This is a genomic window from Allobosea sp. BH3 (genome assembly GCF_025499465.1).
In the GTDB taxonomy this organism is placed as follows: Bacteria; Pseudomonadota; Alphaproteobacteria; order Rhizobiales; family Beijerinckiaceae; genus Allobosea.
This window is the reverse complement of the sequence record NZ_JAIMCA010000004.1, coordinates 146,612-158,025: the sequence shown is the minus strand read 5'-3', so window position 1 is coordinate 158,025 and position 11,414 is coordinate 146,612. Positions and strand designations below refer to the sequence as shown.

The 11,414-nt window shown below is 66.6% G+C and carries 8 protein-coding genes and 2 tRNA genes; 7 read left to right on the top strand and 3 right to left on the bottom strand.

Features of this window, described 5'->3' with window-relative positions; genetic code table 11:
* Positions 1 to 2: 2 nt before the first annotated feature.
* Positions 3 to 1,820 carry a hypothetical protein gene (locus tag BoBH3_RS13580; RefSeq protein WP_262331352.1) on the bottom strand — a complete coding sequence of 606 codons (1,818 nt, stop codon included), beginning with the start codon at positions 1,818 to 1,820 and terminating at the stop codon, positions 3 to 5.
* Between the two features lie 199 nt (positions 1,821 to 2,019).
* Between BoBH3_RS13580 and BoBH3_RS13575 the strand changes: the two genes are divergently transcribed.
* The 4 genes from BoBH3_RS13575 to BoBH3_RS13560 all read left to right on the top strand — a co-directional run bounded on the left by BoBH3_RS13575 (position 2,020) and on the right by BoBH3_RS13560 (position 3,129).
* On the top strand, positions 2,020 to 2,499 hold the full coding sequence (locus BoBH3_RS13575; protein WP_262331351.1) for a DUF192 domain-containing protein: 480 nt from the start codon (positions 2,020 to 2,022) through the stop codon (positions 2,497 to 2,499).
* 95 nt (positions 2,500 to 2,594) lie between these two features.
* Positions 2,595 to 2,671 (top strand) — tRNA-Pro (locus BoBH3_RS13570).
* Positions 2,672 to 2,712: 41 nt separating this feature from the next.
* Positions 2,713 to 3,018 (top strand): ETC complex I subunit, encoded by a 306-nt coding sequence (locus BoBH3_RS13565; RefSeq protein ID WP_262331350.1) that lies wholly within the window; start codon positions 2,713 to 2,715, stop codon positions 3,016 to 3,018.
* A 34-nt stretch (positions 3,019 to 3,052) separates the two neighbouring features.
* A tRNA-Arg gene (locus BoBH3_RS13560) sits at positions 3,053 to 3,129 on the top strand.
* Positions 3,130 to 3,362: 233 nt separating this feature from the next.
* Here BoBH3_RS13560 and BoBH3_RS13555 read toward each other — a convergent pair.
* The gene (locus BoBH3_RS13555; RefSeq protein ID WP_262331349.1) at positions 3,363 to 4,445 is read right to left on the bottom strand and encodes a hypothetical protein; all 1,083 of its coding nucleotides are present in this window, start codon (positions 4,443 to 4,445) and stop codon (positions 3,363 to 3,365) included.
* Between the two features lie 379 nt (positions 4,446 to 4,824).
* On the opposite strand from BoBH3_RS13555, the gene BoBH3_RS13550 reads away from it, so the two are divergent.
* The 3 genes from BoBH3_RS13550 (at position 4,825) to BoBH3_RS13540 (ending at position 7,839) form a co-directional block, all read left to right on the top strand.
* Positions 4,825 to 6,516 (top strand): ArnT family glycosyltransferase, encoded by a 1,692-nt coding sequence (locus BoBH3_RS13550; protein ID WP_410050613.1) that lies wholly within the window; start codon positions 4,825 to 4,827, stop codon positions 6,514 to 6,516.
* Between the two features lie 235 nt (positions 6,517 to 6,751).
* The gene (locus tag BoBH3_RS13545) at positions 6,752 to 7,495 is read left to right on the top strand and encodes a glycosyltransferase family 2 protein (protein ID WP_262331347.1); all 744 of its coding nucleotides are present in this window, start codon (positions 6,752 to 6,754) and stop codon (positions 7,493 to 7,495) included.
* On the top strand, positions 7,495 to 7,839 hold the full coding sequence (locus BoBH3_RS13540) for a lipid-A-disaccharide synthase N-terminal domain-containing protein (RefSeq protein WP_257732267.1): 345 nt from the start codon (positions 7,495 to 7,497) through the stop codon (positions 7,837 to 7,839). Before BoBH3_RS13545 ends, BoBH3_RS13540 begins: the two co-directional genes overlap by 1 nt.
* Positions 7,840 to 7,960: 121 nt before the next feature.
* Here the strand turns inward: BoBH3_RS13540 and BoBH3_RS13535 are convergent, their stop codons facing one another.
* Positions 7,961 to 11,359 (bottom strand): hypothetical protein, encoded by a 3,399-nt coding sequence (locus BoBH3_RS13535; protein WP_262331346.1) that lies wholly within the window; start codon positions 11,357 to 11,359, stop codon positions 7,961 to 7,963.
* Positions 11,360 to 11,414: the final 55 nt, after the last annotated feature.

Below are 11,414 nucleotides of genomic sequence, written 5' to 3'. Positions count from 1 at the left end.
GCTCACTGGGCATCGGCCTTGATGTTGATCTTGTCGAAGATCTCCGTCGGCTCCGTCATGGTGATGACGTCGGCGAGGCCGAGCCCGCTGCTCGATTTCGCGCTGGCGGCGACGGTGAGCGTGCCTGGCTTGGCGGCGAAACGCGCCACCGCGGCCGTCAGGGCCTTGGCCGAATCGGAGGGGCCGAGGATGGCGGCGAGGCCCAGGCTCGCGATCATAGCGAATTGCTGGCGGACATCCTCGACCTTGCGCTTCGACTTGCGGGCCTCGTTCTCGATCAGCTTCTCGGCGAGGCCGAGATTCTGCAGCTTCACCTGCACGCCACGCGCCGTGGCACCGAGCGCGGCGACCTGAGCGAGCGCGAGGTCGCTCGAGAACAGGTCCTTGGTGACGTTGCCGAGCGTGGCCGAGGCGTCGAGCTGGGCGAGGCCGGCGCCGCCGAGCGAGAGCGAGCGGATGGCGATCTCGTTCTTTGCCGCTTCCCAGGCAAGGTCGAGACGCAGCGAGAGATCGAGCGAGCGGATGCCCATCGCGATCATGTCCTTGGCGGCGGGGTTGCCGGGGGTCTCGACGATCGGCGCGACGAGGCGGTCGATGGTCAGCGCCAGGCTGGTCGGGATGCCGTTGAGCTGCTCGCCGGCCTTCACCTCGAAGGTTCCCAGAGAGACCTTGATCGGGGCCTTCGCCGGCGGGACCGGCGGCGCGTCGACCGAAAGGCCGGCCAGGCGGATCGTGCCGAGCGTCGGGACGAGCTTGCGGAAGTCGATCTCGTCGAACGACGTATCGGGCTGGCTCAGCATCGCCCTGAGCTCGCGCAGCACCGGGCTTATGGAAAAGCCCGAATGGCCGATGAAGTCGATGCCGCCCTTGGCAGGGCCGGCGGTGAAGCGCAGGCCTTCCACGGCGAAGCCGGACTTTGCCGGCGTCGCGTCGCCTAAGACCATGCGGGCGATCTGCACGTCCACCGTCTCGGGCTTCGCGCCGGGCGTCGGCGGGGCCTGCACGGTCATGACGAGGTCGCGCGCCTCGCCGCTGCCGTATTCGAACATGTCGAACAAAGCGAGCATGGAGAGGGCGAGGGGCTTCGCCGCGTCGCTATCAGCCGCCTTGTCGCCGGTAGCGTCCTTCTTCTCGAGTTCGGCGGAGGCGGTGGCGACCTTTGCGAGGAGGTCGAGCAACGGTTCGGGACCGACGCGGCCCGCGAAGCCGCGGCCGGTCGTCTTGCCGAGGGACATCCTGCCGGCCTTGCCCATGTCGAGGCTGTAGCCGTCCTGCTCGAAATTGCCGATCAGCGGCTTCATCGGCTCCTCGGTGCCGGGAGCGGCCTTCTCGGTCAGGATGCGTGCGGCCTGGTGCAGGTCGAGGGCGTCGAAGGCGGTGCGCTTCAGGACGCCGGTGACCTGGCCGGCGGGGCCGCCATCGGATGAGACCGCTGCGCTCGCCGATTCGCCACGGCCGATCCGGCCCTCGCGGATGTCGGTGAGGCGGATGTCGCGATAGGTCGTCGTCTGCTTCTGGTCGCCGATGGTCTGCAGCAGGGTGAGCTCCGGCGCGCTGATCTCGGCGGCGTTGAGGCGCTTGGCGCGGCTGGCGGCCGAATCGGCGGCGGAGCCGCTGAACAGCGCCAGGAAAGCGTCCTTCTCCAGCGTCGAGCCCTTGATCGCGATCTTCGGCGCACTGATGACCATCGCGCCCATGTCGATGCGGACGTTGTCGAGCTGGAAGTCGGCTGCGCGGGCGGGAAGGGCGAATGTCAGGGCTGCCGCGGCGAAGGCCACCCCGGCAAGATGCATCGGCCGACGAAGGCACGCCACGGTCATGAGGAACTCCTGCTTGGGAACTTGCTGAAACTGCCGCAAGCGACGGACGAAAGAAAGGCGCCGAAGGCCGGGCGAATCGTCCTTTCTTCATAGGATGAGGAAAGTCTTGACCGAAAGGCGGCGAAGGCTGCCATCTGCCGAAGATTCGCCATTTCGTTTTTCTAGCGCAGGGCGAAGACCGCCATGGAGTTCGGACGCGATGCTCGCCCTCAGAACCGCTTTCGCCGCCTTCGCGCTTGCCATCATTGCGCTCGTTCCGGCCGTATCGCACGCTCAAGGCCAGCCGGCTTCGGCCGCAGCGGGGCTGGAAGCGCTCACCATCGTCAGCGCCGGCAAGCGCCATGCCTTCCAGGTCGAGGTCATGCGGACACCGGACCAGCGGGCGCGCGGGCTGATGCACCGCAACTACCTGCCGGCGGACCGCGGCATGCTGTTCGATTTCGGCGCCAGCGAGCCGGTGGCGATGTGGATGCAGAACACCTATATTTCGCTCGATATGCTGTTCATCCGCGCCGACGGCACGATCGCGCGGATCGCGGAACGGACGGAGCCGCTCTCGACCCGTACCATCCCGTCGGGCGAGCCCGTGCTCTCGGTGCTGGAGATCAATGGCGGGGCGAGCCGCGAGCTCGGCATCAAGCCAGGTGACAAGGTCGAGCACGCGCTGTTCAAGCGTTGAGCGGCGCGGAGCAAATGCCGATACCATGCGGACGGCTTTCGCTTGCGGCCTGAGCCCGCGGCGTGATAGCCAACCGCAACGTTTTGAATGCCAGTCGGGGTATAGCGCAGCCCGGTAGCGCATCTGCTTTGGGAGCAGAGGGTCCCAGGTTCGAATCCTGGTGCCCCGACCATTCAAGACATCAACGGATCTGGTGACGGCTGAGCGCTATCCATGACTGCACGCATCTATCGCCCCGCCCGTACGGCCATGCAGTCCGGCACCGCCAAGACCGAGCGCTGGCTGCTCGAATACGAGCCGGAGCGTCCGCGCGAAATCGAGCCGCTGATGGGCTGGACCTCGTCCTCTGACATGAAGAGCCAGCTCAAGCTCTGGTTCGACAGCGAGGCGGACGCCGTGGCCTATGCCACGCGCAACGGCATCCCCTTCCGGGTCGAGCAGCCCCACGAGGCGAAGCGCCGCTCGCTTTCCTATTCCGACAATTTCAAGTTCTCGCGCGTCGGCCAGTGGACGCATTGACACCAACCGGCTTGGGCGTCAGCACCAAGCTCTCGGGCCCGTAGCTCAGTTGGATAGAGCAGCGGACTTCTAATCCGCAGGTCGCAGGTTCGAATCCTGCCGGGCTCGCCATTGATTGTATTGCGAATTCCTCTTCGTTCTCTGAGGCGTTTCGACACGAATGCTGTAGGTCATTCTGACTTTTTTGGCCGCCATCCGTTGGCGTAACACGGTGTTCTAGGACGGTTGGTCCGCCACGCAGCGCATATGCCAACCTCAGCACGACTTCTTAGCGTCATTAGAACGCACGGTGGGCTAATCGAGACGTTGGGCGCCGCCCTATGAAGCGGGCAGCGCCCCAGAGATCACTTCTTTAAGAAGTCATCCAAGCTCGTAACTGACACTATGAACATTTCGCCTTTTGGTCCGTCCTGGCCAATGGAACCATTTCCTAGGTTGGCCGGGTTGGGATACGAACCCGGCGATCCTGGTCCGGACGGCCCGCACCAACCGTTGCGCGGTGCCCCGTCGCCTTGGCGACCTGGCAAGCCAGGCGGTCCTCCTCGCCCCGGCAGTCCAGCGCGGCCGCCTTGGTTATTAACGCGGGAATAGCTGAACGTCTCGGCGCCTTGTTTCAGGGAAACGAAAACTAGCGTCGCCCCTGCGCCACCGTTACCTGCGGCTCCTCCCATTCCGCCCATCCCCGCAGCACCGCCGTCGCCACCGGGGCCAGGCCCTTCTTTGCAATCGAACAGGCTGTCCGCCCCTTCTTTGCCGTTCCCGGCATTGCCGCCATCACCTCCTCGGCCGCCCGCGCCGCCCATGCCTCCATCAAATCCTCGCACAATCAGCGCGAGATTGAGGATGCCGGGTGGAATCGGTTTACTGTTCTCATCGAGCAACTGTTCCGCGATGATATAAATGGTAGGCAGTTGCCGCGTAGCGCCAGGCTCACCCGTTCCGCCAGGGCCTCCAGGATCCCCGTTATTGCCTCGACGATTGGTTTCCCCAGGGCGATCGGCCCCTCTAGGTCCCGTCGCACCAGCGCGGCCATCTGGCGCGCTGTTCATTGACATATCGCGCTCGATAAATGAGTAGGTCAGCGGGTCACGAAATTTAATGCGTCGAGCAGCGATCGCAATCCATTCATTCGACAGGTTCTTGATTATTAATTTTGAATCTTTATCGAAAACAATATCTTCTGCTTTAATTATTTGCTGATTAAATGATTCTGATCCTGTTATTGGAAGTATATCCTTTATATTCGGCGCCGATTTAATTGAATCTGCAATTTTTTTTGGGATTTGGGGCGGCAATCCTATTGGTCCGTTGGAGAGGTCTCTTAGCGTAATTTCTGATCTAGACATGAATGAATTCTGAGATAAACTTTCATTTATTGTTGCTAGAATGGCCAAGAACGCGGTCGTTGTAAGCGTTAACAGCTTCATTTTTTCCTCCATCTTGTTTCGGATTGTAGGGAGGTGGTCGTCGTCGACAGCGCAAAAATCATAAATGCACTTTTTGATAACGCAATGGCATGGCGATGCAACTATTAGTTGAATCGAATTGCAAGGGCCTCTTTGCTAACATCCAGGTAAAGGCAGAGGTCGCCGACTCGGCCGCTCGTCTTCGGGCGGTGAGCGTGATTTTCTCAGCCCAATCCTATCGAAAGGCGCCGGGAGCGAGTGCTGCCTTGCCGCGCCTTGCAGCGCAGCGTAAACCGCCGGCAACCTCGCCTTGATCGTGCCCGAAAGGGGCGGCATCGGGGCGGTGTCCAGCGTGATGCGGTTCGAGACAGGCGCGGCTTCGCGGCCGCGAGGATGGATGATGTTTTCGTTGAGCCCTGCGATCGAGCGGTTTCGAGACTGGGCCACCGCCAGCCATGCGCGGGCCTGCGCCGTCCTGCTGCTGATCTCGCTCGCCTGCTTCCTGCCCGGGTTCAGCACGCTGCAGCCGCTCGACCGCGACGAGCCGCGCTTCGCCCAGGCGAGCAAGCAGATGCTGGAGACCGGCGATTTCGTCGATATCCGCTTCCAGGACGAGGCCCGGCACAAGAAGCCGGTCGGCATCTACTGGCTGCAGAGCGCCGCGGTGAAGGCGGGCGAGGCGCTGGGCGTGCCGCAGGCCCGCACGCAGATCTGGCTCTATCGCATTCCCTCGCTGATCGGCGCCATCGCGACCGTGCTGCTGACCTACTGGGCGCTGCTCGCCTTCCTGGCGCGGCGCTATGCGCTGCTCGGCGGGGCGCTGATGGCGGCGGCCGTGCTGCTCGGCGTCGAGGCGCGCATCGCCAAGACGGATGCCGTGCTCGCGGCTTGTGCCGTCGCCACCATGGGCGCGCTGGCGCGGGCCTGGCTCGACTGGACGCGCTCGCTCGCCTTCGTGCCCCATCGCCACAACTGGCTGGTGTTCTGGGGCGCGACGGCGCTCGGCCTGCTGATCAAGGGGCCGATCGTGCCCATGGTCTGGGGCCTCGCCATCCTGGTGCTGAGCGCGAGCCAGCGCTCGTTCCGCTGGCTGAAGCCGCTGCGCTTCGGATCGGGGTTGCTGCTCTGCCTTTTGGTCGCGCTGCCCTGGTTCGTCGCGATCATGCTCAAGACGGGCGGCAGCTTCTTCGCGGACAGCGTCGGCCAGGACATGCTCGGCAAGGTCGCGGAGGGTCAGGAGAAGCATTGGGGGCCGCCCGGGCTCTATCTCGTCGTCTTCTTCGGCACCTATTGGCCGGCGGCGGCCTTCGCGGCGATGGCGATCCCCTTCGCCTGGGCGCGGCGCAAGGAGCCGCAGATCCTGTTCCTGATCGCCTGGATCGTGCCGTCCTGGCTGGTGTTCGAGGCGGTTCCGACCAAGTTGCCGCATTATGTGCTGCCACTCTATCCGGCGGTCACGGCGCTGCTGCTGCTGGCGGTGATCAATCGCGGCATCGACCGGCATCGTTGGGGCGCGGTTGCGACCGCCTGCCTCGTCCTGATCGTGCCGCTGGCGCTGATGGGCGTCATTCTCTACGGCAACTGGACGCTGGACCAGACGCTGCCCTGGCTCGCGCTGCCGCTCTTCGCGCTGATGCTGCTCGCGGCCGTCAGCGTCATCGCGGCCTTCCGGCGGGAGGATTTCGAGGGCGCGCTCTGGCGCTGCGTGCTGGCGAGCATCCTGCTGACGGCGGCGGTCTATCCCTTGGCCATCGAGAGCCTGCGCTCGCTGAAGCTCTCGCCGCGGCTGGCCGAGGCGGCTAGGTCGGCCTGCGCCGAGCCGGCGGTGATGACGCTGGGCTATCGCGAGCCGAGCCTCGTCTTCCTGACTGGCACCAACCTCGCCATGGCGCCGAGCGGCGAGCAGGCGGCTGCCTTCCTGAACCAGCCGGGCTGCCGCGTCGCCTTCGTCGAGAAGCGCTTCGCGGCGGATTTCGAGGCGGCGCTGGCGAAGGGCGCGCAGAAGCCGCGCCTGCTGACGACGATCCGCGGCTTCAACCTCAATGGCGGCCGCAGGCTGGAGATCGGCGTCTTCACCAATGCGCCGGGTTGACGCGGGCCGCCCGACATGCGCCAGCCCTCATCCTGAGGAGCAAGTGAAGCTTGCGTCTCGAAGGATGCTCCAGTTGGTTCCGAAGCCTCCCGGAGCATCCTTCAAGAGGCCGCTGGCGCTGCCCCTCAGGATGAGGGCTGCCATGTTTGCTCCGCATCTCAGAACGCAAAATTGGTTCCCTCGCCGGCGCATCTTGCTCTAGAGCAATGCCAATCGTTTTCCGGATGAACCCGATTTGACCGAAACCTCCTCCCACCCGCTGCTGAGCGTCGTCGTGCCTGTGCGCAACGAAGTCGGCAACATCGCGCCGCTCGTCGCCGACATCGAGAAGGCCTGTGCCGGCATCGGCGCCTTCGAGATCGTCTACGTCAATGACGGCTCGACCGATGGCACCGCCGCAGCGTTGGCGGACCTCGCGACCACGCGGCCCTGGCTGCGCGTCCTCACCCATGCCGAGTCCTGCGGGCAGAGCGCAGCGGTGCGCAGCGGCGTGCGCCATGCTCGGGCAATTATTGTCGCGACGCTCGATGGCGACGGCCAGAACGACCCGGCCTTCCTGCCGGAGATGGTCGAGACGCTCCAGAAGGGCGGGCTCCATGCCGGGCTGGTGCAGGGCCAGCGCGTCGGGCGCAAGGATACCGGCTTCAAGCGCTGGCAGTCCAAGGTCGCCAACAACGTGCGCGTGCGCGTGCTCAGGGACGAGACCCGCGACACCGGCTGCGGGCTGAAATGCTTCCGGCGCGAGGCCTATCTCGCCTTGCCCTATTTCGACGCGCTGCACCGTTTCATGCCGGCGCTGATGGCGCGCGAGGGCTATCAGGTGCTGCATGTCGACGTGCGCGACCGGCCGCGGCTGTCCGGCGTCTCGAATTATGGCTTCTTCGACCGGCTCTGGGTGGGCATCCTCGATCTCGCCGGAGTATGGTGGCTGATCCGGCGGCGGCGGCGCGTACCCCGGATCGTCTCGGAGACGCTGTGATGCTGATCGATCTTCAGCAAACCATCGGCAACTACTTCCACGATGTCTTCGTCAACAACATCGACTGGTGGGTGCTGCTCGGCGTCGTGGCGCAGGGGCTCTTCACCATGCGCTTCGTCGTGCAGTGGCTGGCGAGCGAGAAGGCCGGGCGCTCCGTCGTCCCGATGACCTTCTGGTGGTTTTCGATCGGCGGCGGCGCGCTGCTGCTGATGTATGCGCTCTACCGGCGCGACCCGGTCTTCATCCTGGGCCAAGGCTTCGGCGTCTTCGTCTATATCCGCAACCTGCAGTTCGTTCTGCGCGCCAGGGCGCGGGGCGAGGACACGAATTCCGGGCCGGGCTAGAGCACGCGCCGATCAGATTGCGTAGCAATCCGATCGGATCACGCGTTCTCTATCTATAGGGTAGAGACGGATTCACCGATCAGGTTGGTTCAACCTGATCGGATCCGGCTCTAGCGCCTGCTCAACTCCGCTGCGGCGTCGCCGGCTCGGCCTTGGCGCCATCGGCCGGGGAGGGCAGGGCCTCGCCTTGCGGCTGCGGATTGCGCATTGCCGACGAGAGCGCGGGATAGCGCTCGCGATAGGCCTTCAGGAATTCCGAGACCGTGTTGGACCCGGCGGTGACGCGGGCGATCTCGCGGATGTCGCCCGCCCGTGCACGGTTGGCGGTGGTGATGAAGGCGAAGGTGCGCGCGTCGATGCTGCTCGCCATCTTCGGCGCGAACTTGCTGCGCAGCCGGTCGAGCGAGAGCGTCTCGCCCGCCATCACATAGGCGACGGCGGCGCGCATGGTGTCGGCCCGCTCGGCATCGGTCAGGCCTGAGTCGCTGCGCCAGCTCTCGCCGAGGAGGCGCTCATAGGCCTCGCCGGCCTCGCGCCAGCGGCGGCCGGTCCAGTTGACGTCGGCGCGCAGGCGGTCGACCTCGCTGCCATTCTCGCCTTCGAGCATCTCCAGCGCCTGGTCGGTGCGGGACAGATCCGAGAGCGCCTTGGCCTCGAGCAGGAGGCGAGCGCGCTTGACGTCGGCCGGCAGCTCGACGAGCCGGGTCGCGGCCAGCGCGCGCAGCGCTTCGGCCGGCTTGCCGTTCATCAGCTCGACCATGGCGAGACGTGCCGCGACGGTGGAGCGTGCGGCGCCGGTCAGGCGGCGCTCCATCTGGTAGCGCAGGATCTCGGCCGCCTGATCCAGCAGGTCGAGCTCCACCAGCCTGTCGGCGAGGAGGCGCGTGATCTCGTCGCCGCGCCGGCCGATCGGCAGGAACTCCTTGAAGTCGTAGAACAGCGCCAGCGCCTCGATGCGCGGCAGGGCGGCGAGATGCTGGCCGCCGAACAGCTCGGCGAAGCGCTGGGCGGTCTCGTCATGCATGCGCCGCGTCAGCGGGTCGTCGGGGAAGGTCTCGTTGGCCCGGCGGGCGACGGTGAAGGCGTCGCGCCAGCGCTGCTGGTCGGCATAGAGCCGGCCGAGTTCGGCCAGGCTCTCCATTTCCAGCCGGCCGCCGCGCCAGATCACCGAGACGGTTTCCAGCCGGGCGATGGCCTCGTCGGGCGAGATGTCGCCGTTCTGCCTGATATTGGCGAGCTTGACGGCGAGAAGCTGGGCTTCCGCCGCCACGGGCCGGCTCTTGGCTTCGAACAGCGCCTTGTAGCCGTTCATCGCGGCTTCCGGCCGGCCGCTGACTTCGTTGAGCCGCGCCTGCAGCAGGGCGAGGCGTTCGCCGTCGAAGCTGCCTCGCGGAAGGTCGCTAATCAGCTGCACCTGCTGGTCGGCGACGCCGATTTCCTGCGTGGCGAGGGCCGCACGCGCCATCGCCTCGCGGAATTCGCCCTGGAGGTCGGCGGGGTAGCGGTCGAGCGCCGGTTCGCCCCGGCGGAAGCCGACCAGCGCCTGCGCGCTACGGCCGAGCCGCTGCTCGATCAGGGCGCGCCAGAGCCCCGCCTCGGCATCGTCCTTGATCGGGGCTGCGTCGAAGGCCGCGAGCGCCTGCGGGTTGCGATGCATGCCCGCCGCGATGACGCCCTTGAGGAAGTGCGGCTCCCTCTTGTCGCGCGTCGTGGGATCGTCCGCCAGCATCGTGTCCAGCGGGCCGCTGGCCTCCGGCATCAGGCCGTTGGCGGCGTAGAAGCGGGCGAGAGCCAACCGTGCCTGCGATTTGCGGCCGCGCGAGACGTCGGTGACGTCGAGCATCAGGTCGCGTGCGGTTTCACGCAGGTTGCCGCGGCGCAGCTTCGTCCAGAGCTCGGGGTCGAGCAGCGGCGGCTCGTCCTGTTTGGCGGTCTCCGTCTCGGCCAGCCGCGCGGGGCCGGGGATGTCGAGCGAGACGGTGAGGCCGCCGGCCCGGCCGATGCGGACCTGGCCCGTGCCTTCCCGCACGATGATATCGTCCGAGCGCGGCTGGACGACGAGCCCCTGAGCCGTCTGCAGCAGACCGAACTCGACGAATTGATAGGGCTTCGGCGTCAACCGCACCGGGCCGGTCGCCGTCGCGACGGCTGCGGGCAGGCCGGCGGGGCCACTCTCCAGCCAGTGCACGCCGGTGAGGCCCGGCATCGGCACGGCGAGCATGGTCTGTTCGCGATCGTCGGTGCCGCGCGCCGGTTCGATCGGTACGGAGGCCTTGCCGGCATTCTCGCCGAGGTCGAGCGACCAGCCTGTGCCGTCGTCGAAGAAGCGGGCGAGGGGCTGCCCGGTGAGGCGCAGGCGCACCAGCGTCGCCCGGCCTTCGCGCGTCACCGAACTCTCGGCGATCAGCTTCGGCAGCAGCCCGCTGAGATGGGCGGGGTCGATGGTGTCGCGCGTATCGAAGACCAGCGTCATCGTGCCGGCGTCGAGGAAGGCGGCGGCACCCGTCCGGCGGGGAAAGCGGAAATCGAGGCGCTTCTCGCCCGCCGAGATCCCGACGGGCCCGGGAGGCGGTTCGGGAGCGGCCGGGGCTGCCGCTGCGACCTGTGGAGGCGCCGCGGCGGGCTGAGCCGCCGGCTGGGGCTGTCCCGGCTTGGCCTCCGCAGGCTTGGCAGCGGCGGCGGGTGCGGCCTCGGGTTGCAGCTTTTCGAGATCGGCGAGCGACAATGCGTTCGCGGTCGCGGGGCGCAGCAGGTCGACGACGAGGCCGGTCTCGTCGTTGAAACTGCGAACCTGCCAGTCCTTGGGGATGGTGAGCGTAAGCCCGACCTTGTCCGTGCCGGAATCCAGCGCGGCGAGCTTCACCTGCTCGGGCAGAGCGCTGCGGATCGCGGGCGCCTCGACATTCATCGCACGGTCGAAGCCGAGCTTCAGCGCGCCGTCGGACAGGGCGGTGGTCAGCTTGGTGCCGGGCGGTGCCTGAAAGATCAGGCGCTCCAGCGTCGGCAGGCTCGCTGCGCGCAGGCCGAGCATCGCGGGCAGGGGATCGCGGGCGGCCTGTCGCGCCTTCGCCTCGGCCTGGCGCAGCCGCTCGGTCAGGGCGGCGAGCGCATCCGCGGGTGGCCCGGGCATGACGCCGGTCCAGCTTTGCGGCAGCAGGTCGATGAAGGCCCTGTCGCCGGCCTCGATCAGGTTCGCCTTGTAGGGCTGGGTCAGCGCGAAGCGCATGCCGCGCCCGTCGGGATCGACGCGGGCGACGGAAACATAGTTCGGCAGTTCGCGGGCGATCTTGGCGACGTCGACCTGGACCGGTGTGCCGAAGGAGACGATCAGGACGCCATTGGACGTCAGGATGCGGGTCTGGACCGGCCCTTCAAAAGCCAGCGAGAGGCGCCCGAAGCCGGCGGGCATGGCCTCGCCGCGGACGGTGGCTCCTGCGGCGAGCGCAGGCGCGTCGAGACCGGCGGCAAGCGCGAGCGCGGCCAGCCCGATACCGAAAGCGAAGGAACGCGACAGACGCAAACCGGAACACTCGACCCAACGCGACAGCGGGCCACGCCGCATCCGTCGGAGGTGG

Excerpts from the sequence above, each read along its gene's own strand:
- BoBH3_RS13580 (WP_262331352.1), bottom strand. The coding sequence starts at position 1,820 with ATGACCGTGGCGTGCCTTCGTCGGCCGATGCATCTTGCCGGGGTGGCC.
- BoBH3_RS13575 (WP_262331351.1), top strand. The coding sequence starts at position 2,020 with ATGCTCGCCCTCAGAACCGCTTTCGCCGCCTTCGCGCTTGCCATCATT.
- BoBH3_RS13565 (WP_262331350.1), top strand. The coding sequence starts at position 2,713 with ATGACTGCACGCATCTATCGCCCCGCCCGTACGGCCATGCAGTCCGGC.
- BoBH3_RS13555 (WP_262331349.1), bottom strand. The coding sequence starts at position 4,445 with ATGAAGCTGTTAACGCTTACAACGACCGCGTTCTTGGCCATTCTAGCA.
- BoBH3_RS13550 (WP_410050613.1), top strand. The coding sequence starts at position 4,825 with ATGTTTTCGTTGAGCCCTGCGATCGAGCGGTTTCGAGACTGGGCCACC.
- BoBH3_RS13540 (WP_257732267.1), top strand. The coding sequence starts at position 7,495 with ATGCTGATCGATCTTCAGCAAACCATCGGCAACTACTTCCACGATGTC.